Source organism: Streptomyces sp. NBC_01571, assembly GCF_026339875.1.
GTDB lineage: Bacteria > Actinomycetota > Actinomycetes > Streptomycetales > Streptomycetaceae > Streptomyces.
The window spans coordinates 2,902,504-2,925,119 of record NZ_JAPEPZ010000001.1 but is presented as its reverse complement, the minus strand read 5'-3'; the positions used below and the strand labels follow the sequence as shown (position 1 = coordinate 2,925,119).

Here is a 22,616-nt window from a genome sequence, read left to right as displayed (position 1 = left end):
ACGATGCTCAGGATCGTCAACCGGGTGGTGCTGGGAGTCGTCGGGCTCGCCCTGGTCGTCCTCGGCGGCTCCGTGCTCGCCATCGGACTGGGGGTGCGTCCGCCCTCCTGGTGGATATACGACGGGCGGCACGACGTGCTGCTGAGCGACGCCGGACGGACCCGCTGGCGGGACCAGGGCTGGTGGTGGCCGGCCGTCATCGCCGGGCTCGCGGTGCTCGTCCTGCTCGCCCTGTGGTGGCTGGCGGCGGTGCTGCGCCGGCGCCGCCTGGCGGAGGTGCTGGTCGACGTCGGCGACGGTGAGGGCGCGCTGCTGCGCGGCCGGGCCCTGGAGGGCGTTCTCGCCGAGGACGCCGGGCGTCTGGACGGTGTCACGCACGCCCAGGTGCAGTTGACCGGGCGGCGGGGCGCTCCGGGCGCACGGGTGCAGCTCCTGATGGAACCCCATGTGGACCCCGGACACACGCTGCACCTGCTCACGACGGAGGCGCTCGCGCACGCCCGTGACTCGGCGGGCCTCGCCGCGTTCCCCGCGGAGGTGCGCCTGCGCTCGGTCAAGCACCGTGCGGAACGCGTGAGTTGAGCCGGACGGCAGGCGGCCGGGGCTTCCCCGGCCGCCTGCCGCCGAAGACAGTGTCAGGCCGAGCCCCCACCGACCGCCGAAGCCGATGGGGATGATCCCGGCGGCCGCCACCGGACCGACGGAAGCCGCCGACACCGGTACGGATGGAACCCGGTCCGCGATAGCCGGCCGCGTCGGTACCTGGTCCGCGAGGGCCGGCCGCGTCGGTACCTGGTCCGCGGGAGCCGGCCGCCGGCGCCTGTACCGCGAGAACCGGCCGCCGCAGATACCCGTTCAGTCGGCACCCCGTGCCGTCAGAACCGGTACCGCCGGCACCCGTACCGCCAGAAGCGCCGCCGGCGTCCGTACCGCCGGAACCGGTGCCGCTGCCGCTGAGGGCTGTCCCGTGATCCCCGGCGGGCGCACGACGACAGCCACGGCACCTCGCCGCGTTGTCGGATCGCCCGAACACACCCCGGTATGAGGACGACCCTCCGGCTTGCGATGCACCGCATCCGACGCCGCGCGCTGATCCACCGGGGATTACGGGACAGCCCTTTAGAACCCGTGCCGCATGCCGCCGTCCACCGGCAGCATGATGCCCGTCAGGTAGGACGCCGCGGGGGAGAGCAGGAAGGCCGCCGTGCGGCCGAACTCCTCCGGGGCGCCGTACCGGCGCAGCGGGATGCGGGCCTCGTTGGCCGCCCGGGTGGCCTCCGGGTCGGCGGAGAGACCGTCGAGCTCGCGGACGCGGTCCGTGTCGATGCGGGCCGGGAGCAGACCGACCACGCGGATGCCCCGCGGACCCAGCTCGTCCGCGAGGGACTTGGCGAAGCCGGCGAGCCCCGGACGCAGACCGTTGGAGATGGTCAGGCCCGGGATCGGCTCGTGCACCGAACCCGACAGGACGAAGCCGACGACACCGCCGTCACCCAGCTCCGCGACGGCCGCGCGGGCCAGCCGGACCGCGCCCAGGAAGACCGACTCGTACGCCGACGTCCACTGCTCGTCCGTGGTGTCCGCGACGAACCCGGGCGGCGGCCCGCCGACGCTGATGAGGATGCCGTCGAATCCGCCGAAGTGCTCGCGTGCGGCCGCGATCAGCCGGGCCGGGGTCCGCGGGTCGGCGTTGTCCGCGGCCACCCCGACCGCGTTCGGGCCGAGCGCGGACGCGGCGTCGGCGGCGCTCCTCTCGTCGCGTCCCGAGACGATCACCTTCGCGCCGTCGGCGGTGAGCTCGCGCGCGGCGGCGTTGCCCAGACCACGGGTGGCTCCCGTGACGACGTACACACGGTCCTTCAGTCCAAGATCCATGGCATCCATCCTCCCCCATCCCGTCATTCCGTCTGTTCGGCCCCTCCCATCGTCTCCGCGCTCTCGCCCCCGAACAGGTTGAACGCGGTGCCCACCAGGCCGAGATGGCTGAAGGCCTGCGGGAAGTTGCCGAGCTGGCGGCGCCCCACGGGGTCGTACTCCTCGGCGAGCAGCCCCACGTCGTTGGTGAGCCCGATCAGCCGCTCGAACAGGTCGTGGGCCTCCTGCGTACGGCCCGTCATCTGCAGTGCGTCGGCGAGCCAGAACGAACAGACGAGGAAGGCGCCCTCGCCGCCGGGCAGGCCGTCGACGTCCGTGCCCTCCTCGCTGTAGCGGCGCAGCAGGAAGCCGTCGCGTTCGAGTTCCGCGCGGACCGCGTCGATGGTGCCGATGACCCTAGGATCGTCCGGCGGCAGGAAACCGGTGCGCGGGATGAGCAGCAGCGACGCGTCCAGCTCACGTGAACCGTAGGACTGCGTGAAGGTGTTCCGCTCCGCGTCGAACCCGCGCTCGCACACCTCCTTGTGCACCTCGTCGCGCATCTCGCGCCAGCCGTCCAGGTCGCCGGTGAGCCCCGGGTCCGCCTCCAGGGAGCGCACGGCGCGGTCGGCGGCCACCCAGGCCATCACCTTCGAGTACACGAAGTGCCGACGGGGACCGCGCACTTCCCAGATCCCCTCGTCGGGCTGCCGCCAGGCGGTCCGCAGGAAGTCCATCAGCGCGCACTGCAGCCGCCACACGTGCGGTTTGGACGGCAGGCCGGAACGCCGGGCCAGTTCGAGCGAGTCGATGACCTCGCCGTACACGTCCAGCTGCAGCTGCTTCACCGCTTCGTTGCCGATCCGGACCGGGTACGAACCGGCGAAGCCGCGCAGCCACGGCAGCTCGAACTCGGGCAGCCGGCGCTCGCCGGAGAGCCCGTACATGATCTGCAGGTCGGCCGGGTCGCCCGCGACCGCGCGCAGCAGCCAGTCGCGCCAGGCCTCGGCCTCCTCGTGGTACCCGGCCGCCAGGAGCGCGCCGAGGGTGAGCGTGGAGTCGCGCAGCCAGCAGTAGCGGTAGTCCCAGTTGCGGACGCCGCCCAGCTCCTCCGGGAGCGAGGTGGTGGGGGCCGCCACGATGCCGCCCGTCGGCGCGTAGGTGAGGGCCTTGAGGGTGATCAGGGAGCGGACCACGATGTCCCGGTAGGGGCCCTGGTAACGGCAGCGCGCCGCCCACTCCTGCCAGTCGGAGACGCTGGACCGCAGCGCCTCGAACGGGTCGATCAGCGGGGGGCGCGGCCAGTGCGAGGGGTGCCAGGTCAGTACGAAGCCGACTTTCTCGCCCGCCTCCACGGTGAACTCCGAGAGCGTACGGAAGTCCTTGCCCCAGGTGCGTACCTCGGGCTCGCTGCGCAGCCACACCGAGTCCGGGCCCGCGACCGCCACCCGGTGACCGTCCGACTTGCGCATCCACGGCACGACGGAGCCGTAGTCGAAGCGCAGCCGCAGGGTGCTCTGCACCGTGACGCGGCCGCTGAGGCCTTCCACGATACGGATGAGGTCGGGGGCCTTGTCGCGCTGCGGCATGAAGTCGGTCACCCGGACCGCGCCGTCGTCCGTCTCCCATTCCGAGTCGAGCACCAGGGAGTCCGGCCGGTACTCGCGCCGGGTACAGGGGCCCTCTCCCTTGGGTGCGATCCGCCAGTGGCCGTTGTTCTCGTCGCCGAGCATCGCGGCGAAGCAGGCGGCCGAGTCGAACCGTGGCACGCATAGCCAGTCGATCGACCCGTCCCGGCCCACCAGTGCGGCCGTCTGTTCGTCCCCGATGAGCGCGTAGTCCTCGATACGTGGGTGCACGTGGGGCGGGTTCCCGGCAGGGGCCGGGGCCAATCGGGTCGGGGGCCGACCGGGTGAACCGGGGGACGTTCCGCCGTGGACCGTCCGCGGCGCCGGGCGGGGAGAAACGCTCCCGCGGGCGGGCGTGGACCGCACGGGCCGGGGCCGTTCCGGCGTGGCCTGCACGGTGGCCGGTGCCGTTCCGGCGTGGTCTAAACGGCGGCCGGTGCCGGTTCCGGCGCTGTCTCGGCGGTGGCGGCCGTCGCGCGCTCACGGCGTTCGCGGCGGACCAGGACCACCCAGCCCACGGGAACGCCCGCGGAGAAGAGCCACCACTGGATCGCGTACGCCATGTGCGGGCCGATGTCGCCGTGCTCGGGGTCGGGGAGCAGCTCGGGCGAGTCGCCCTTGGGGGCGGGCGCGGTCTGCTCGATGTAGCCGCCCAGGACCTGCTTGCCGAGGCTCCTCGCCTGCTGCCCGCTGCTGATCAGCATGACCTGACGGTCGGGCAGCCCCGCGACGTTCTTGATACCGCTGGCACCGGTCGTCTCGTCCGGCATCAGCCGTCCGGTGACGGTGACCTCGCCCTTCGCGGGCGCCGGGATCCTCGGGAACGCGGTCTGCGCGCCGTTCGCCGGGATCCAGCCCCGGTTGACCATCAGCACCCGTCCGTCGTCCAGGTCGAAGGGGGTCAGGACGTGGAAGCCGACCTCGCCGTCCGCGTTGGTGCGGCGCCGTACGACGACCTCGTGCGCGGTGTCGTAGGTCCCCTTGGCGGTCACCCGGCGGTACAGGTCGTCGTGCGGGACGAGCCGTCCCGGCGCGGTGAGCGACTCGGCGGGTACCGGCTTCGCGGACAGCGAGGCGGAGATCACCGCGTTCAGCGCGACCTTGTGCTCATGCCGGTGCAGCTGCCAGAAGCCCAGCTTGATCATCGTCGGGATGAGGGCGAGGGCCACGAGGGTGAGAATCACCCACTGCCGGGACAACAGGAAGCGGTACACCCCATTGACGGTACTCGGCACGATTCGGCCCTCGACGGGAGGGTCCCGCCGAGGGCCGGGCTCCGGCTCACACCTTGTCGATGATCCCCACCCTCCCCTCCGCGCGGGCGCAGTGGGCTCCGCAGAACCAGTGGCCCTCGACCTCGACCCCCTGGCCGATGATCTGGACACGACAGTGCTCGCAGATCGGGGCCATCCGGTGGATCGCGCAGGAGAAGCAGTCGAAGACGTGCACCGCGCCCTGCGCGTGCACTTCGAACGTCATGCCGTAGTCATTGCCGCATACTTCGCATCTGGCCATGCGCCACAGGGTGCGGGGCCGACGCGGCACCGGCGAGCGGGCGCCGGGCGAGTCGCGCGCCAATCACCCGTACGTCGGTCTGTCACCCGTACGCCGGTCGGTCGCCCGCACGTGGATCTGTCAGGGGTGGGCCGGTCGGTCGCTCGTAAGTCGACCGGTCACCGGTGCGCCGGTCGGTCGCCGGTCATCCGTACGTGCGCCGGTCATCCGTACGTGCGTCGGCCACCGCGGCGTGCGCCCGGTCGCCAGCGCGGGCGCCGGTCACCCGAGGGCGCGCCGGCGGTGCCCGGTCACCTGGCCGGTGCCGCTTCCACGTCCCGCAGCAGCTGGCCGAACGCCGCCTCGTCGATCACCGGCGTGCCGAACTGCCGGGCCTTGACCACCTTGGACGTGCCGGAGTCCGGATCGTTCGTGACGAGCAGGCTGGTCAGCCGGGACAGGCTCGTCGCCACGTGCAGGCCGGCCTCGACGGCACGGTCCTCCAGCAGCTCGCGGTCGACGGACGTGTCCCCGGAGAACGCCACCCGCATGCCCTGCTTGAGCGGTTCACCCGGTTCGTAACGTCCTGGGTTGGGATAGGGGCATGCGGGGCGTTTGCGTGAGGGGCGCCAACTCCCCGACGGATAGCCTCCCCCGGACCCGTAGCCGCCCCCGTATCCGCCTCCGGAGGACCCGTCCCCGTACCCGCCGGACTGCCGCCCGACGCGGGGCGCGGCGGGGCTTTCCGACCACTCCTTGAGCGGCCGGCACTCCAGCAACGGCAGCCGGATCCCCTCGCGCGCGGCCGCCCGCAGGCTCGGCCGGAACGCCTCGGCCAGCACCCGCGCGTCGTCCAGCGCGTGGTGCGCGCGCTGCTGCACGACGCCGAAATGCGCGGCCAGCGACTCCAGCTTGTGGTTGGGCAGCGGAAGGCCCAGCTCCTTGGAGAGCGCGATGGTGCACAGCCGCTGACGCACCGGCGCCTCACGCTCGGCGCGCGCGTACTCCCGCGCGATCATCGACCAGTCGAAGACGGCATTGTGCGCGACGAGGACGCGGCCGTCTAGCCGGGCGGCGAACTCCTCGGCGATGTCCTGGAAGAGCGGGGCTCCTTCGAGTACGTCGCTCGTCAGACCGTGGATCCACACCGGGCCCGGGTCCCGCTCCGGGTTGACCGTCGTGTACCAGTGGTCCTCGACCTCGCCGCGCGCGTCCAGCCGGTAGACGGCGGCCGAGATTATCCGGTCGTCCCGGGCCAGGCCGGTGGTCTCCACGTCGACGACCGCGTACCCCTGCGGATACGCGGCCGGCCAGGAGGCTGGGGACGCTGCGGTCGTCAGGTCTTCGAGCATGGTCATTGAGGATACGGGCCACGACCGACAGCCCCGCCCCCGGACTCCGCGCGCCCGCCGGGGCCGGGCCGCCTCCTACGGCGTCAACAACCCGGCCACCAGCGCCTTGACGGACGCCGTGAACAGCCGGTCGGTGTCGACCGGTCCCGCCAGCGCCCGCGCGAGCGCCGGGTCGCACTCGGCGGTGCGCGCCCCCCACAGCTCCTCCTCACCGGGACGCTGAGCCGGAGCGCGCTCGCGGTTGCGTTCGACCAGGACGTGCCCGACGACCTGGAACTGCACGGCCCGCACGACCCGGGCGGCGCGCGCGCCCCGCAGCCCCGCCGCGCGCACCTCGCGCACCAGCGCCTGCTGCGCGGGCAGGAACATCCGTTCCGTCAGCCCGCGTTCGTGCACCATCGCGATGAGGTGCGGATGCTCACGCAGTTGGCGGCGCAGGGCGCGGGCCACCGACACGACACGTGCCGCCGGGGTGCGCCCGGTGGGCCGGATCTCGCCGAGGTCGGCGACGGTCCGTTCGACCAGTGCGTCCAGCAGCGACTCGCGGTTGCCGACGTGCCAGTAGATCGAGGTGACCGCCGTGCCCAGTTCGGCCGCGAGCCTGCGCATCGTCAGGGCGTCCGGGCCGTGCAGCCTCACCAGGGCCCCGGCAGCGTCGAGGACCGTCTCGCGGCTGACTGCCGGTCTCGTCATGACGCCCCCAAGTCCGTTTCGTGCACGCGTATTTACCCTTCGCGAGGTCTGCTGTAACTGTGTTACAGCTGACGGCCCATCAGAGAAGGGCGGTACGACATGGCACGAGTGAGGTACGGCGCGCGCAGCGAGGCGGAGATCACCGCCGCGCGCGCCGCGAGCGCCAGGCTCCCCGACATCTGGTCCACCGGTGTGGTGGCCGTCTGGGAGAGCGATCCGGACGCGGTCGCGGCGGTCCTGCCGCCCCCGCTCAAACCCACCGCGCGGCCGCTGGCGCGGGTGAACATCAGCAAGGTCGACCTGCCCGGATACCCGTTGGGCGCCGGCTCGTTCGCCGTCGCCGCGGCGCACGACGGGGTCGAGGGCTGGTACCCGCTCGTGATGCCGATGACCCACGAACGCGCCCTGACCGGTGGCCGCGAGGTCTTCGGCGAGCCCAAGAAGCTCGGCGAGGTGACGGTCGAGCGGGACGGTCTCGTGGTGCGCGCCACGCTCGCCCGGCACGGCATCGCGTTCGTCGAGGTGCGCGGCGCGGTGAGCGGTGACCTGCCGTTGCCCGAGCCCTCCCGGAGGACCGACTTCTACTTCAAGTTCCTCCCCGCCGTGGATGGTTCGGGCTTCGACGCCGACCCCGTCCTCGTGCACTGCGTGCGCGAGGAGAGAGTGCGCCGGCTGGAGCGCGTCACCGGGGACGTGGTCCTGCGCGAGTCGATGTACGACCCGGTGGCCGACCTTCCCGTCCGCGAGCTCGTCGGGATCACCCTCGGCGAGAAGACCACCGACCAACGGGGCAAGGTCGTCGAGCGCGTCGACGCGCGGGCCCTGCTGCCCTACGCCCACCAGCGCTACGACGATCCGCGGCAGCTGCTCGACGGGCCTCCCGAGGGGAGCGTCTGATGCGGCTGCGGGCGGGACAGGTCGCCGTCGTCACCGGCGCGGCGAGCGGCATCGGGCTGGCCATGGCACGGCGGTTCGCGGCCGACGGTCTGAAGGTGGTCCTCGCGGACATCGAGGAGAGCGCCCTGGAGAAGGCCGCGAGCGGGCTGCGCCAGGACGGGGCCGACGTGCACGCGCGCGTGGTCGACGTCGGGGAGCGCGCGGACGTCGTCGCGCTCGCCGAGGACGTCTACGGGAGGTACGGCGCCGTACATGTCCTGTGCAACAACGCCGGGGTCGGCTCCGGCGCCGAGGGCCGGATGTGGGAGCACGACCCGAACGACTGGAAGTGGGCCTTCGCCGTCAACGTCTGGGGTGTCTTCCACGGCATCCAGGCGTTCGTGCCGAGGATGATCGCCGGGGGAGAGCCGGGGCACGTCGTCAACACCTCGTCCGGTGACGGCGGGATCGCCCCGCTGCCCACGGCCTCCGTCTACGCCGTCACCAAGGCCGCCGTCGTGACGATGACCGAGTCCCTCTACGCGCATCTGAAGGCGGAGCAGTCGCGCGTGGGGGCGTCCGTGCTCTTCCCCGGGCCGCACATGCTCCGTACCGGGCTGTGGGAGTCGCACCGCAACCGGCCGTCGCGGTACGCGAAGCAGCGGCCGCGCAGGACCCCGTACCGCGGCCTCGACCAGTGGGAGGCCGCGATGAGGGAGGCGGGTCGGGAGGTGCGGTTCACACCGGTCGAGGAGGTCGCCGACCTGGTGGCGGACGGCATCGGGGCGGACCGCTTCTGGCTGCTGCCGGAGAGCGAGCACAGCGACCGGCAGATCCGCGCGCGCTCGCAGTCGATGCTCGACCGCGCGGACCCGTCGTACCTCGAACCCTTCATCCTGGACTGAGGAGGCGGGCGATGCCCGACCTGGATCCCTATCTGATCATCTCCTCCGACTGCCATGCCGGGCTCCCCACCGAGGAGTACCGGCCCTATCTCGACTCCCGTTTCCACCGGGACTTCGACGAGTTCCTCGCGGGCCGGGACCGGCGCCGCGAGGAGATGACACGGCTCGGCGTCCGCAACGAGGCGTTCGCGGACAAGTGGTTCCAGGACAACGAGGAGGGTCTGCGCGGCGGTTGGGACACCGGGCAGCGCCTGAAGGAGCTGGACGGCGACGGGGTGGCCGGGGAGGTGGTCTTCCCGGACGCCGACGCCGTGGACAGCCGGACGGCCGCCCCCTTCGGCGTGGGCCTCGGTCTCTCCGGCGACCAGGACCCGGCGCTGGGCATGGCGGGTGCCCAGGCGCACAACCGCTGGCTCGCCGAGTTCGTGGGCGAGAACCCCGAACGGCACTGCGGGGTCGCCCTGCTGCCCGTCACGGCGCAGACCGAGCGGGTCGTCGCGGAGGTGTACCGCGCCAAGGAGTCGGGGCTCGGCGCCCTGATGATCCCCGCCATGTGGGTCGACAAGGAGCCCTACCACGACCGCCGCTACGACCCCGTGTGGGCCGCGGCCGCCGAGTGCGGGCTCCCGGTGGTCACCCACTCCGGGGCGGCGCCGCGCCACGAGTACGGCGACCACCTCGGAATCTATGTGAGCGAGGTGACCTGGTGGCCGGCGCGTCCGCTGTGGTTCCTGCTCTGGTCGGGAGTCTTCGAGCGGCACCCGGGCCTCAGGTTCGGCGTCGCGGAGTCGGGCTGCTGGTGGCTGCCGAACCTCCTCTGGTTCATGGACCGTCTCTACCTCGGCGCGCACGGCGGCAAGAAGCTGTCGCCCTTCGCGGAGCTGAAGCGTCCCCCGCACGAGTACCTGGACCGCCAGGTGTTCGTCTGCGCCACCAACACCAAGCGGCGCGAACTCGCCCAGCGCTACGAGATCGGCGTCGACAACATCCTCTGGGGCAGCGACTTCCCGCATCCCGAGGGCACCTGGCCCGACACGCGCGCGTGGCTGTCGAGAACGTTCCACGACATCCCGGTGGCGGAGACCCGCCGCATACTCGGTCTCGCGGCCGCCGAGGTCTTCGGCTTCGACACCGCGAAACTGGCCCCGCTCGCCCGGCGCATCGGCCCGACCCCCGCCGACCTCGGCCAGTCCGAGGACCAGGCGGCCGTGACGGCGTCCTGGGCACGCTCCCGCGAAGTGGGCCGCCACTGGCTCACGGACCACGACTTCCCCGTACTGGGGGCCACCCCGTGACCCCGGCACCCCCCGGCACCTCTGCGCCGTCCCTGGACGACGACCGGTACACGGTGATATCTGCCGACTGCCACGCGGGCGCGGATCTCCTCGACTACAGGCCCTACCTGGAGAAGGAGCACCACGAGGCGTTCGACGCGTGGGCGGCCGCCTACGTCAACCCCTACCAGGACCTGCTCGCCGACACCGCGGACAGGAACTGGAACTCCGAGCGGCGCCTCGCGGAACTCGAGCGGGACGGCATCGTCGCGGAGGTCGTCTTCCCGAACACCATCCCGCCCTTCTTCCCGTCGGCGTCCCTGACGGCGCCCGCGCCCACGGCACGGGAGTTCGCACAGCGGTGGGCCGGGCTGCGCGCCCACAACCGGTGGCTGGCGGACTTCTGCGCGGCCGCGCCGGGTCGCCGGGCGGGTGTGTTCCAGATCCTCCTGAACGACGTCGACGAGGCGGTGGGGGAGATCCGCCGCGCGGCCGACGCGGGTCTCACCGGCGGTCTCCTGCTGCCCGGCACGCCCCCGGGGTCGGGCCTGCCCGAGCTGCACTCCACGGCGTACGACCCGATCTGGGCGGCCTGTGCCGAGCTGGGCGTCCCCGTGAACCACCACGCGGGTTCCGCGTCGCCGCCGCTGGGCGACGAGCCGGCCGCACGGGCGGTCTTCATGGTGGAGACGACATGGTTCTCGCACCGGGCGCTGTGGCACCTGGTCTTCGGCGGCGCGTTCCGCCGGCACCCCGGTCTGAAGCTGGTGCTGACCGAGCAGGGCTCGGGCTGGATCCCCGGAGTGCTCGACATGCTGGACTACTACCACGGGCGACTGGTCGCCGCCGGTACGAAGGCGTCCACCGCCGAAGCCAAGTTCGGCGCGGGCCTCGGGGACTCGATGGGCGAGCGGCCCTCCCAGGTCTGGCGCGAGAACTGCTGGGTCGGCGCGAGCTTCATGCGCCCGCACGAGGTGCCGCTGCGCGACCGCATCGGCCTCGACAAGATCATGTGGGGCAGCGACTACCCGCACGACGAGGGCACCCACCCCTACTCGCGCGAGGGGCTGCGGATCGCCTACGCGGGCCTGCCGCGGGAGGAGGTCGCGGCCATGGTCGGCGGCAACGCGGCCCGGGTGTACGGCTTCGACCTGGAACGTCTCGCCCCGCTCGCGGCCAAGGCGGGACCGACGGTGGCGGAACTCGCCGAGCCGCTCGGCGAACCGCCCGCCGACGCGACGAGCCCGGCGTTCGCGAAGGGAGGGTCGGTGCGTGTGTGGTGATGCGCGGGGTGCGATCCTCGCCGTGTGACCGAAGCGACGCACGACGAGGCCCACAAAGGAGCCCTCGGATCGCGGCTGAACTGGCTGCGGGCCGGGGTCCTGGGCGCCAACGACGGGATCGTCTCCACCGCGGGTCTCGTCGTCGGCGTCGCGGGCGCCACGGACGACCGCGGCACATTGCTGACGGCCGGGCTCGCGGGCCTGCTGGCCGGCTCGATGTCGATGGCGGCGGGCGAGTACGTCTCGGTCTCCACCCAGCTGGACTCCGAGAAGGCCGCGCTGGCGATGGAGCGACGCGAACTCAGGGAACAGCCCGAGGCCGAACTCGAGGAGCTGACCGACCTCCTGGAGCAGCGCGGCCTGTCGCACGGGGTGGCCCGCGAGGCGGCGCAGCAGCTCACCGAACGGGACGCGCTCAGGGCCCACGCGCGCGTGGAGCTCGGCATCGACCCCGACGATCTCACCAACCCGTGGCACGCCGCCTGGGCGAGCTTCGTGTCCTTCACGGTGGGCGCCCTGCTGCCGCTGCTGGCGATCGTCCTCCCGCCGAGCGGCTGGCGCCTGCCCGTCACCGTGGTCTCCGTCCTCGCCTCCCTGTTCGTCACCGGCTGGGTGAGCGCCCGCCTGGGCGCGGCGGAGCCGCGCCACGCGGTTCTGCGGAACGTGGCGGGCGGAGCGCTGGCGATGGGGGTCACATACCTGGCGGGGGTGCTGCTGGGGGCGGCCGGGACATGAGGGGCCGTGGCGGTGGACGACCGGTGCAGGCGGCCTCCGCGTCCCGCCCACATCTGCCGACGCCGGCCGCCCATTGGCGGAGATCACCAAGAAGCAAGCGCGTACCGCCGGTAATACTTGTCGGTAACAACGTCTAGCCGTGGCCGATCCGCCGTCCTACGGTGCATCCATGCCGAACCTGCCCGATGTCGTGCTGTGGTCGATACCCGCCTTCGTGCTGCTCACCGTGATCGAGATCGTGAGCGTCAGGATCCATCCGGACGAGGAGGACGCGGGATACGAGGCAAAGGACGCCGCCACCAGCGTCGGCATGGGTCTCGGCAGCCTCGTCTTCGACTTCCTGTGGAAGATCCCGATCGTCGCGCTCTACACGGCGATCTACGAACTGACGCCGCTGCGGGTGCCCGTACTGTGGTGGACCGTCCCGCTGATGCTGCTCGGGCAGGACTTCTTCTACTACTGGTCGCACCGCGGACACCACGTCATCCGCATCCTGTGGGCCTGTCACGTCGTCCACCACTCCAGCCGGAAGTTCAACCTCACCACGGCGCTGCGCCAGCCCTGGACCACCTGGACCGTCTGGCCCTTCTACGTGCCGCTGATCGCCCTCGGCGTACACCCGGCGGCGCTCGCGTTCTGCTCGTCCGCGAACCTCGTCTACCAGTTCTGGATCCACACCGAGCGGATCGACCGGATGCCCCGCTGGTTCGAGTTCGTCTTCAACACGCCGTCGCACCACCGGGTGCACCACGCCTCCCAGGGCGGCTACCTCGACCGGAACTTCGGCGGGATCCTCATCGTGTGGGACCGGCTCTTCGGGTCCTTCGTCGCCGAGACCGAGCGGCCCGTCTACGGGCTCACCAAGAACATCGCCACGTACAACCCGCTGCGCGTCGCCACCCATGAGTACGCCGCCATCGCCAGGGACTTGAGGGCGGCGGCGAGCTGGCGCGAGCGCGCGGGACGGGTGTTCCGCGGCCCCGGCTGGCAGCCGGCCCCGGCCCGCGCCGAGCGCGAGCCGGTCACGGAGTCCATCGCGTGAGCCCACGGCACGCGCGCGTGCTGCTCGTCTCCTTCGGCGCGGCGGCCCTCGTGGACCTCGTCTCGCTGGCCGCCGGGTTCACACCGGGGCACCTCGTCGCCAAGCCCCTCCTGATGCCGCTGCTCGCCGCCCACACGGTCGCCCGCGGCGGACCGCGGCTCCTGGTCGCGGCCCTGCTCTGCGGCTGGGGCGGCGACGTCCTGCTGCTCTCCGACGCCGACCCGGCGTTCCTGGTCGGGATGGCCTCCTTCGCGGCCGGACACGTCTGCTACCTCGTCCTCTTCCGCGGAGCCGCCGCGCTCCCGGCCGCACGCGCACGGGGAGCACTGCTCGCCGCCGTCTACGCCCTCGCCCTGACCGCCACGGTCACCCTGCTCTGGCCCGGACTGCCCGCCGGTCTCCGGATCCCCGTCGCGGGCTACAGCCTGCTGCTGACCGCGATGGCGTACGGCGCCACCGGACTCGGCCGCCTCGCGGCCGCCGGCGGGGCGCTCTTCATGCTCTCGGACACGCTCATCGCCACCGGCGTCGCCGACTGGCCGCAGCTCCCGAGACCGGACTTCTGGATCATGTCGACCTATGCCGCCGCCCAGTTCTTGCTGGTCAGCGGAGTCCTGAACACCCTCGGCGCGCGGCCCGCGCCGAGGGCGGCGTACGGTGAGATGCGCTCAACCACCCCCTGAGCGCATCTCACCCCAGCCGATCAGCCGAGAAGGATCCTCGTCATGCGCGCCACCACCATCCACGCTCCTTACGACATGCGCGTGGAGGACGTGCCCGAGCCCGTGGTGCAGTTGCCGACCGACGCGGTCGTCCGGGTGCTGCGGTCCTGCATCTGCGGCAGTGACCTGTGGGCCTACCGCGGTGAGGCGGCGCGCAAGCCGGGGCAGCGAATCGGGCACGAGTTCCTCGGCATCGTCGAGGAGGCCGGCTCGGACGTGACCGGTGTGCGGCGCGGTGACCTGGTCGTCGCGCCCTTCATGTGGTCCGACGGCGTCTGCGACTACTGCCGCGAGGGGCTCACCACCTCGTGCGAGCACGGCGGCTTCTGGGGCGCCGTGGGGTACGACGGCGGGCAGGGCGAGGCCGTGCGGGTCCCCTTCGCCGACGGCACCCTCGTCCAGCTGCCCAAGGAGGCGGCCTCCGACGACCGTCTGCTGTCGGCACTGCTGACGCTGTCCGACGTCATGGGCACCGGCCACCACGCGGCCCTCGGCGCGGGGGCCCGCAAGGGCGCCACCGTCGCGGTCGTCGGGGACGGCGCCGTGGGCCTGTGCGCCGTCCTGGCCGCCAAGCGGCTCGGCGCCGAGCGGATCATCGCACTCGGACGCCATGAGGTGCGTACGGACATCGCGCGCCGTTTCGGCGCCACGGACGTTGTCGCCGAGCGCGGCGAGGCGGCCGTCGAGGCCGTGCGCGAGCTGACCCGCGGACAGGGCGCGCACGCCGTCGTGGAGGCGGTCGGCACCGAGCAGTCCATGCGGACGGCGGTGAACATCACCCGCGACGGCGGCGCCATCGGCTTCGTCGGAGTGCCGCACGGCAGTGGCACGGGCCTGGACCTGGGCGTCATGTTCGACCGGAACATCGCGCTGCGCGGCGGTGTCGCACCGGTGCGCGCGTACATCCCGGAGCTGCTGCCCGACGTCCTCGACGGCACCATCGACCCGTCGCCGGTCTTCGACCGGACCGTCGACCTGGAGGGTGTGCCCGAGGGCTACAAGGCGATGGACGAGCGCACCGCCCTCAAGGTGCTTGTCACCAACGGCTGCTGACGGCCCGACGACCGCTGACGACCTGGGCGCGGTCGACGGTCCGGCGGAGGACGGCGATCCGCCGGCGGCCGGGCGTCGAGGGTGAGCCCGGCACTCGGTGGGCCGGCCGGGCAGCGAACAACTCGCCCGCGGGGACGCACAGCGCCGCGAACAGGGCCGCGAACAGGATCGTACGCAGCAGTGCGGCGCCGCCGACTCCGAGGGCGCGGCCTCGCCGGTGCCGTCCAGCGCGGGGCGCGGGCCGATCGGCGGGATCAGGGCGGCCAGGGCCACCAGGACGAGCAGGGCCACGGCCCGTCCGGCTGCGGGGCGCCGCGCCGGACCACTCGCGCCCGGCGCCTCGGCCGCCGGTCGTGTCGCGGTCACCCCGGGTTCGTCGCCGGCCGGCACGGACCCGGGCAAGTGCGGGGAGACAACCGGTGGTTCGGCAGTCCGCCGACGGAACACGTGCCTGACGGGCCCTCGCTCGCGCCCGCCCGGCGCAGCCGGCGTCCGGACCGGCCCGGCGGCTCAGGCCCACCGGGCCGGGTCCGTCCCCCAACGCCCCGGTGGCCGCGCCCAGTCGGCCGGCCCGCCGGTGAAGGAGACGGGCGTCCTGGCGTACTTGAGCCGGCCCAGATCGCTGTCGGTCTCGGCGAGCCAGGGGCCCGGGTCGTACGGGGCCTCCGGGCGCTCCCCGTCCGGGCGCGCGAGCCCGCCGACCAGCCACGCGGCGGTCCGGGCGAGCGCCAGCCGGACGAGTCGCGTCCCGCCCTCCCGGGACCGCTCGGTGAGCGACCGGAGCACCGCGGCGGCCAGCAGGTACCCCGTGCCGTGGTCGAGGGCCTGCGCGGGCAGCGCACCCGGCCGCTCGGCGGACCCCTCGATCGCCGCGATCCCGGTGGCGACCTGCACCAGACTGTCGAAGCCGCGCCGCCCGGACCACGGCCCGTACCGGCCCCAGGCCGACAACTGCGCCACCACCAGCCCGGGCCGCCGCACGGCCAGTGCCTCCGGCGTCAGCGCGAAGCGGTCGAGGGCGCCGGGCCGGTACCCGGTGACCACGACGTCGGCCTCGGCGAGCAGGCCCTCGAAGGTGCGGCGGTCCGCGCGCACGCTCAGGTCGAGCTTCGTGGAACGTTTCCCGAAGCCCGTGTCGGCGTGCGCGTCGGGGTCCTCGGGCAGCCGCGGTGTGTCCACGCGCAGGACGTCGGCGCCCAGCAGGGCGAGGGTGCGGGTCGCGACCGGCCCCGCGATGACCCGGGTGAGGTCCAGCACCCGCACGCCGGCCGCGGGCCGCAGCGGATCACCGGAGAGCCGGGTCGGCGTGCGCGGCGCGGAGCGGTCCGCCTCGGCGACGGACTCCCGGCTCAGCAGGGGCTGACGCGCGACGGCCGCCCCCTGCTCGTGCGCCGCCCACTCCGCGGCCGTACGCAGGGCGACGGCCAGGCCCCCGGCCGCGTACACGGTGTCCTCCACCTCCGCGGCGGAACGCCCGGCGAGGCAGGCGGCGACCGTCTCCACGGACGCGTCCGTGTCCAGCTTCAACGCCTCCAGGAGCCGCGCTCGGTGGTGGGGATAGTTGGCGTGTGTGCGCACCCAGCCGTCGGCGGTCCGCCAGAACCGGGACAGCGGCGCGAAGTTCACGGGCGCTCGTCCGCCGACGAGCAGATGCCGCTCGCTGACGAACGCGGTGGCGACGGCCCCGTCGTCGACCCGTACCCCGGGAACGTCCCTTCCGGTGCGGACCGCGGTCAGCTCGGCGCCCGCGAGCGCGCACGCCGCCACGCACGCCCGCGCCAACTCCCTTACGGGCAACCGGGCGTCGAGCGCCCCCGCCCGCGTGACCGTCGAAAGCCGGGACAGCAGCGCGGGGTCCCCGCCCAGTGCCGCCCACACGAACTCCGTACCAGCAGCCGGTCGCGTCATACGGGCACTATGCCAGGCGGGTTCCGCGCGGCCGGCGCCGCTGTTCTCGTCGTCGCCGCTGTCGACTCCGGTGAGGCTCCTTTCGCGACCGCTTCCGCCCCGGTGCCATGGCCGTCCTCGACGGCGGCCATGGCACCGGCGGCGCGGACGGGGCGCCGTCATCACGCCCGTGTCACCGACGTGTTCGTCGTCCCGACGGGCGTGCCGGAGACCTCGGGTCCCGGTCCCGGGCTACCTGACCGCTCGCAGCGCGTTGACGATCCCGGCTCCGTAGAACCCGTTCAGGTGCTTGTTGCCGACGCAGGTGGCGTCGACGACGCCGTCGCCGTTCCCGTCGTACGGGCCGGTCGGGCAGCCGGGGTTGTCCGCCTCGGCCTTCAGGAGCCTCTGGAGCGTCGCAGGGCCGGCCCAGGGGTACTTGGACTTCAGCAGCGCGGCCACGCCCGCGACGTGGGGTGTCGCCATCGAGGTGCCCTGCAGGAAGCCGTACTGGTTGTTCGGCAGGGTGGACAGGATGCGGCCGTCCTTCGACGGCGTGTCCGGGATCTGGAACCTGTCACCGCCGGGCGCCGCGACGTCGATGACGCCCTTGCCGTAGCTGGAGAAGTACGACTTGGCTCCGGTGACACCGGTCGAGCTCACCGTGACGACACCCGGCAGCTGGGTCGGCACGTCGAAGCAGTTGTGCGGGTCGACGGTGCGGGGGACGGGCGTCGAGTCGTCGGGGCTGGACGCGTCGGCGAGCGCGTCCGCGTCGAGGTCGTCGTTGGAGTTGCCCGCCGCGGCGACGTTGAGAGTGCCCTTCCGCTGGGCGTACAGCTGGGCCCGGTTGACCGCGTCGACGATCGCCCGCTGGTCGGGGTCGTCCAGGCAGTTGTAGAGCCACGGGTCCACGTAGTAGCTGTTGTTGGTGATCTCCACGCCGTGGTCGGCGGCGAACACGAAGGCACAGACGACGCTCTCCGGGTAGAACAACTGGGTGGAGTCCGGCTCGGCCACCGTGATACCCGAGACCTTCACACCCGGCGCGACGCCCGCGACCCCGACGCCGTTGCGGGCCGCGGCGATCTCACCCGCGACATGCGTGCCGTGGTAGTGGTCGGCGTCCACCGGGCGCCAGGCGCCGTACGTGGTGTCCGGCTTGCCGCCCACGCAGTTCGCGGACTGGGAGGCGGAGAAGTTCGGGGCGATGTCCGGGTGGGTGTCGTCGACGCCCACGTCGATCACGGCGACCGTCACCTTCCTGCTGCCCGGGTCGGTCTTCGCCGCCTTGTCGGCGCCTATCGCGCGCAGGTCCCACTGGTCGGCCTCCAGGGGCTCCTGGCCCGCCGCGGCGCTCCGGGAGACCTTGGCGGCCTCCGCGGCCGACAGCACCTGCGCCGCGCCCTCGTCCGTCGTCCCCGCGGCCGCCAGCGGCGCCGTCCGTGTCGCGCCGGCCGACTGCACCCCGCGCACGGCGCGGATCCGCCTGCCGAAGTCCGGGTCGGCGGAGTGGACGACGATCACACCGATCTGCTCGTAGGCGATGACGACACTGCCGCCGGCCGCGGTGATCGCCCTCTCCACCGACGCGATCGTGCGGTGGTCCGTCCGGGTGTTGACCACGTACGCCAGATTGGGGCCGTCCGCGCGGGTGGCGGCGGACGCGGTGAGTGGTGCGGCCGACGCGGCACCCGGCAGGAAGCCGAGCGAGGCGGTGAGCGACAGGACGACCGGTACCGCGAGGGCGAGCCGGCGTCTGGATCGCAGATGAGCCATGGGATCTCCACATCATCCGGGACGAAAGCCGCCCGAACACACGGGGCGCTCGGGCAGGTACATGACGAGTGGTGCAGGCCGAAGCTATCCCCGGTCCGAGCTGGCCAGCAACGATTTCCGGAGATGACTTCCGAAACAAGCGGGAGTCGACTTCCGAAAGAACCGGGGGGAGTTGAACCGGGCCCCGCGCGGCGCCGTGACCTTGAACGGGAGCGTGAGCCCGCTCGGGCTCCCGGCGGATCACACCCGATGCACACCGTCTCCACCCGGTCAACGTGATCCGTGCCACTGTGAGGTTCGCACAACGTCCGTGCCCGTCCCGTCCCGGTCCGCGAGCCCCAACTCGCCCCCGTCCACCGTCACATCCGCACCCGCAACGCGAGGAGACTCCGTGGCTACCGACGCACCGCCCCCCTCGAAGGCCGATCCCGGGCTGCCCTCGACCGAGGAGTTCGCGGAGGTGCAGCAGAGCGCCGAGTTCGCCGAACTGCGCCGCTCGCACCGCTCCTTCGCCTTCCCCCTGACCGTCGGCTTCATCGCCTGGTACCTGCTGTACGTCCTGCTCTCGAACTACGCGGGCGACTTCATGGGCACCAAGGTGGCCGGCAACGTCAACGTCGCCCTGATCCTCGGGCTCGCCCAGTTCCTCACCACGTTCCTCATCGCCTGGTGGTACTCGCGGCACGCCGCCGCGCAGCTCGACCCCAAGGCCGAGGCGATCAAGTCCCGGATGGAGGGCGGCGCATGAGCTCCGTACCGACCCTGCTCGCAGCCGGTGAAGCAAGCCAGCACCGGCCGCTGATCATCACCCTGTTCTCGGTGTTCGTCGCCGCGACCCTCGTCATCACCGTCTGGGCGGGCCGCCAGACCAAGGACGCCGCCGACTTCTACGCGGGCGGCCGCCAGTTCACCGGATTCCAGAACGGACTGGCCGTCTCCGGCGACTACATGTCCGCGGCCTCGTTCCTCGGCATCGCCGGCGCCATCGCCCTCTTCGGCTACGACGGCTTCCTCTACTCCATCGGCTTCCTCGTCGCATGGCTGGTGGCCCTGCTCCTGGTCGCCGAACCGCTGCGCAACTCCGGCCGCTACACCATGGGCGACGTCCTGGCGTACCGCATGCGCCAGCGCCCGGTACGGACGGCCGCCGGCACCTCCACGATCGTCGTGTCGATCTTCTACCTGCTGGCCCAGATGGCGGGCGCGGGCGTCCTGGTCTCGCTGCTCCTCGGTATCACCAGCGACGGCGGCAAGGTCGCCATCGTCGCCCTCGTCGGCGTCCTGATGATCGTGTACGTGACCATCGGCGGCATGAAGGGCACCACCTGGGTGCAGATGGTCAAGGCCGTCCTGCTGATCATCGGCGCGCTGCTTCTCACCTTCCTGGTTCTGCTGAAGTTCAACTTCAACATCTCCGACCTGCTCGGCAAGGCGGCCGACAACAGCGGCAAGGGCGCGCCCTTCCTGGAGCCCGGCCTGAAGTACGGCGCCACCTCCACGACCAAGCTGGACTTCCTCTCCCTCGGCATGGCCCTGGTCCTGGGCACCGCTGGCCTTCCGCACATCCTGATCCGCTTCTACACCGTGCCCACGGCGAAGACCGCGCGGAAGTCCGTGAACTGGGCGATCGGCCTCATCGGCGCCTTCTACCTGATGACCCTCGCCCTCGGCTTCGGCGCCGCCGCGCTGATCAAACCCGACGAGATCATCGCCTCCAACAAGGCGGGCAACACGGCCGCGCCCCTGCTGGCGCTGCACCTGGGAGGCGTCGACTCCGACTGGGGCGCCATCCTGCTCGCCTCCATCTCCGCCGTCGCCTTCGCCACGATCCTCGCGGTCGTCGCGGGCCTGACGCTGGCATCCTCCTCGTCGTTCGCGCACGACATCTACGCGAACGTCATCAAGAAGGGGAAGGCCGACGAGAAGGACGAGATCAGGGCGGCTCGGTACGCGACGGTCGGGATCGGCGCCGTGTCCATCCTCCTGGGCGCCCTCGCCCGTGACCTCAACGTCGCCGGCCTGGTCGCCCTCGCCTTCGCGGTCGCCGCGTCCGCCAACCTGCCGACGATCCTCTTCAGCCTCTTCTGGAAGCGGTTCACCACCCCGGGCGCCCTCTGGTCGATCTACGGCGGTCTGGTCACGGCGGTCGGCCTGGTGCTGTTCTCGCCCGTCGTGTCCGGCAAGCCCACCTCGATGTTCCCGGACGTCGACTTCCACTGGTTCCCGCTGGAGAACCCCGGCATCATCTCGATCCCGGTCGGCTTCCTGCTGGGCTGGCTGGGCACCCTGCTGTCCAAGGAGGAGCCCGACACCGGCAAGTACGCCGAGCTGGAGGTCCGCTCCCTGACAGGCACCGGAGCGCACTGACGCCCCTCGCCGACGGCCGCGTCGTAGATCCCTACGACGCGGCCGCGCCGTACCTCGTGGGATCCGGCCGCTCTGGATGCCGGTCCCGTCACGTAGGCTCGATCGTGTCGGGTAAGGATGATCCGCATCGAGGGAGGGGGCCCACATGCTCATCGACACCTACGGCCGGGTAGCCACCGATCTGCGCGTCTCCCTGACGGACAAGTGCAATCTGAGGTGCACGTACTGCATGCCCGAAGAAGGCCTGCAGTGGCTGTCCAAGCCGGACCTGCTCACGGACGACGAGATCGTCCGTCTCATCGGGATCGCCGTCACGGGGCTGGGCATCACCGAGGTCCGCTTCACCGGCGGTGAGCCCCTGCTGCGCCCCGGTCTGGTGGGCATCGTGGAGCGGGTCGCCGCCCTCACGCCCCGCCCGCGGATGTCCCTGACCACCAACGGCATCGGACTCAAGCGCACCGCCGCCGCCCTGAAGGCGGCGGGACTGGACCGGGTGAACGTGTCACTGGACACGCTGCGCCCCGAGGTCTTCAAGATCCTCACCCGCCGGGACCGCCACCACGACGTCGTCGCGGGCCTCGAAGCCGCCCACGAAGCGGGCCTGACCCCGGTCAAGGTCAACACGGTCCTGATGCCGGGCCTGAACGCGGACGAGGCCCCGGACCTGCTCACCTGGGCCGTCGCGCACGACTACGAGCTGCGTTTCATCGAGCAGATGCCCCTCGACGCCCAGCACGGCTGGAAGCGCGATGGCATGGTCACCGCCGGCGACATCCTCGACTCGCTGCGTACGCGCTTCGAGCTCGTCGAGGAGGGTGCCGGCGAGCGCGGTTCCGCCCCGGCCGAGCGCTGGCTCGTCGACGGCGGCCCGCACCGCGTGGGTGTGATCGCCTCCGTCACCCGCCCGTTCTGCGCCGCCTGCGACCGTACGCGGCTCACGGCGGACGGTCAGATACGCACGTGTCTGTTCGCCACCGAGGAGACCGACCTCCGCGCCGCGCTGCGTTCGGAGGCTCCCGACGAGGAGATCGCCCGCATCTGGCGTCTGGCGATGTGGGGCAAGAAGGCGGGCTCGGGCCTGGACGATCCGTCGTTCCTGCAGCCGGAGCGCCCGATGTCGGCGATCGGCGGCTGAGACAGCCGCCGAGGGAGCGCTCAGGCGCCGGGGGCCACCCAGTCCGCCAGCGGGACCACGTCCTTCAAGAACCCCCGCACGCCGAGGAACTGGGACAGGTGCTCGCGGTGCTCGTCGCACGCGAGCCATGTCTTGCGGCGCTCCGGGGTGTGCAGCTTCGGGTTGTTCCAGGCGAGCACCCACACCGCGTCGGCGCGACAGGCCTTGGCGGAGCACTGCGGAGAGGTGGGAGCGGGCGACGGGTCGAAGAGCGGGAAGTTCACGCCTCAACCCTAGGCGGCTGCGGGACCCCCTCCGAACGGACCCCGGACGAGCCCCGGGCGACCCCGTGGACGGCCGGAAACCGGTTCTCGACGGGTCTTCTCCCGGTCCTCGATCGGACTCTGATCCGGGCCCGGAACGGCTCCCAAAAGGCGACGCCGAGCAGCCACGGGGGGAGCTGCCCGGCGTCGGTCTGTCGCTCCGACGGGGGATGCGGAGCGCGTACGAAGTATGTCACGGGTAACCCGCTGCCCGGCACCGGAACAACATGATTGA

21 protein-coding genes and 1 pseudogene are annotated in these 22,616 nt (G+C 72.3%); 12 read left to right on the top strand and 10 right to left on the bottom strand.

The window, feature by feature from the left end; all coding sequences use genetic code 11:
- Positions 1–3 precede the first annotated feature (3 nt).
- Positions 4–582 (top strand): alkaline shock response membrane anchor protein AmaP, encoded by a 579-nt coding sequence (gene amaP / locus OHB41_RS13170; RefSeq protein ID WP_266698163.1) that lies wholly within the window; start codon positions 4–6, stop codon positions 580–582.
- A gap of 537 nt (positions 583–1,119) precedes the next feature.
- On the opposite strand, the gene OHB41_RS13165 is transcribed toward amaP, so the two are convergent.
- From OHB41_RS13165 to OHB41_RS13140, 6 genes are all read right to left on the bottom strand, one after another.
- Entirely contained in the window at positions 1,120–1,875 is a 756-nt protein-coding gene (locus OHB41_RS13165) for an SDR family oxidoreductase (RefSeq protein ID WP_266698161.1), read from the bottom strand.
- Positions 1,876–1,898: 23 nt separating this feature from the next.
- On the bottom strand, positions 1,899–3,713 hold the full coding sequence (locus OHB41_RS13160) for a glycoside hydrolase family 15 protein (RefSeq protein WP_266698159.1): 1,815 nt from the start codon (positions 3,711–3,713) through the stop codon (positions 1,899–1,901).
- A 191-nt stretch (positions 3,714–3,904) separates the two neighbouring features.
- Positions 3,905–4,696 carry an SURF1 family cytochrome oxidase biogenesis protein gene (locus OHB41_RS13155; protein ID WP_266698158.1) on the bottom strand — a complete coding sequence of 264 codons (792 nt, stop codon included), beginning with the start codon at positions 4,694–4,696 and terminating at the stop codon, positions 3,905–3,907.
- Between the two features lie 67 nt (positions 4,697–4,763).
- The gene (locus OHB41_RS13150; protein ID WP_266698156.1) at positions 4,764–4,997 is read right to left on the bottom strand and encodes a metallothionein; all 234 of its coding nucleotides are present in this window, start codon (positions 4,995–4,997) and stop codon (positions 4,764–4,766) included.
- Positions 4,998–5,287: 290 nt separating this feature from the next.
- Positions 5,288–6,328 (bottom strand): DEDDh family exonuclease, encoded by a 1,041-nt coding sequence (locus OHB41_RS13145; RefSeq protein ID WP_266698154.1) that lies wholly within the window; start codon positions 6,326–6,328, stop codon positions 5,288–5,290.
- A 75-nt stretch (positions 6,329–6,403) separates the two neighbouring features.
- Positions 6,404–7,021, bottom strand: coding sequence for a TetR/AcrR family transcriptional regulator (locus OHB41_RS13140; protein ID WP_266698152.1), 618 nt, complete (start codon positions 7,019–7,021; stop codon positions 6,404–6,406).
- Positions 7,022–7,120: 99 nt separating this feature from the next.
- Here OHB41_RS13140 and OHB41_RS13135 point away from each other — a divergent pair, with 99 nt between their 5' ends.
- The 8 genes from OHB41_RS13135 (at position 7,121) to OHB41_RS13100 (ending at position 14,911) form a co-directional block, all read left to right on the top strand.
- Positions 7,121–7,918: an acetoacetate decarboxylase family protein gene (locus tag OHB41_RS13135; protein ID WP_266698151.1), complete on the top strand. Its 798-nt coding sequence runs from the start codon at positions 7,121–7,123 to the stop codon at positions 7,916–7,918.
- Positions 7,918–8,802: an SDR family NAD(P)-dependent oxidoreductase gene (locus OHB41_RS13130; protein ID WP_266698150.1), complete on the top strand. Its 885-nt coding sequence runs from the start codon at positions 7,918–7,920 to the stop codon at positions 8,800–8,802. Before OHB41_RS13135 ends, OHB41_RS13130 begins: the two co-directional genes overlap by 1 nt.
- 11 nt (positions 8,803–8,813) lie before the next feature.
- The gene (locus OHB41_RS13125) at positions 8,814–10,097 is read left to right on the top strand and encodes an amidohydrolase family protein (protein ID WP_266698149.1); all 1,284 of its coding nucleotides are present in this window, start codon (positions 8,814–8,816) and stop codon (positions 10,095–10,097) included.
- A 32-nt stretch (positions 10,098–10,129) separates the two neighbouring features.
- Positions 10,130–11,359 (top strand): amidohydrolase family protein, encoded by a 1,230-nt coding sequence (locus OHB41_RS13120; RefSeq protein ID WP_266705839.1) that lies wholly within the window; start codon positions 10,130–10,132, stop codon positions 11,357–11,359.
- A gap of 24 nt (positions 11,360–11,383) precedes the next feature.
- Complete coding sequence (locus OHB41_RS13115; protein WP_266698148.1) at positions 11,384–12,094, top strand: VIT1/CCC1 transporter family protein; 711 nt, start codon at positions 11,384–11,386, stop codon at positions 12,092–12,094.
- 169 nt (positions 12,095–12,263) lie between these two features.
- Positions 12,264–13,136 carry a sterol desaturase family protein gene (locus OHB41_RS13110; RefSeq protein ID WP_266698147.1) on the top strand — a complete coding sequence of 291 codons (873 nt, stop codon included), beginning with the start codon at positions 12,264–12,266 and terminating at the stop codon, positions 13,134–13,136.
- A complete protein-coding gene (locus tag OHB41_RS13105; protein WP_266698146.1) occupies positions 13,133–13,819 on the top strand; it encodes a lysoplasmalogenase in 687 nt (228 codons plus the stop codon). Before OHB41_RS13110 ends, OHB41_RS13105 begins: the two co-directional genes overlap by 4 nt.
- Before the next feature lie 42 nt (positions 13,820–13,861).
- Positions 13,862–14,911 carry a zinc-dependent alcohol dehydrogenase family protein gene (locus tag OHB41_RS13100; RefSeq protein WP_266698145.1) on the top strand — a complete coding sequence of 350 codons (1,050 nt, stop codon included), beginning with the start codon at positions 13,862–13,864 and terminating at the stop codon, positions 14,909–14,911.
- Positions 14,912–14,984: 73 nt separating this feature from the next.
- Here OHB41_RS13100 and OHB41_RS13095 read toward each other — a convergent pair.
- The 3 genes and pseudogenes from OHB41_RS13095 to OHB41_RS13085 form a co-directional block, all read right to left on the bottom strand.
- Positions 14,985–15,277, bottom strand: a pseudogene (locus OHB41_RS13095) (hypothetical protein); the annotation flags it as partial.
- Between the two features lie 144 nt (positions 15,278–15,421).
- Complete coding sequence (locus tag OHB41_RS13090) at positions 15,422–16,819, bottom strand: CoA transferase (protein ID WP_266698144.1); 1,398 nt, start codon at positions 16,817–16,819, stop codon at positions 15,422–15,424.
- 231 nt (positions 16,820–17,050) lie between these two features.
- Positions 17,051–18,577 carry a S8 family serine peptidase gene (locus OHB41_RS13085; RefSeq protein ID WP_266698143.1) on the bottom strand — a complete coding sequence of 509 codons (1,527 nt, stop codon included), beginning with the start codon at positions 18,575–18,577 and terminating at the stop codon, positions 17,051–17,053.
- Positions 18,578–18,968: 391 nt separating this feature from the next.
- Here OHB41_RS13085 and OHB41_RS13080 point away from each other — a divergent pair, with 391 nt between their 5' ends.
- The 3 genes from OHB41_RS13080 (at position 18,969) to moaA (ending at position 22,079) form a co-directional block, all read left to right on the top strand.
- Positions 18,969–19,325, top strand: coding sequence for a DUF485 domain-containing protein (locus OHB41_RS13080; protein ID WP_266698142.1), 357 nt, complete (start codon positions 18,969–18,971; stop codon positions 19,323–19,325).
- On the top strand, positions 19,322–20,944 hold the full coding sequence (locus OHB41_RS13075; RefSeq protein WP_153291341.1) for a monocarboxylic acid transporter: 1,623 nt from the start codon (positions 19,322–19,324) through the stop codon (positions 20,942–20,944). The genes OHB41_RS13080 and OHB41_RS13075 overlap by 4 nt, the downstream gene beginning before the upstream one ends.
- Positions 20,945–21,089: 145 nt before the next feature.
- A complete protein-coding gene (gene moaA / locus OHB41_RS13070; RefSeq protein WP_266698141.1) occupies positions 21,090–22,079 on the top strand; it encodes a GTP 3',8-cyclase MoaA in 990 nt (329 codons plus the stop codon).
- A gap of 20 nt (positions 22,080–22,099) precedes the next feature.
- On the opposite strand, the gene OHB41_RS13065 is transcribed toward moaA, so the two are convergent.
- Entirely contained in the window at positions 22,100–22,342 is a 243-nt protein-coding gene (locus OHB41_RS13065; RefSeq protein ID WP_266698140.1) for a hypothetical protein, read from the bottom strand.
- Positions 22,343–22,616: the final 274 nt, after the last annotated feature.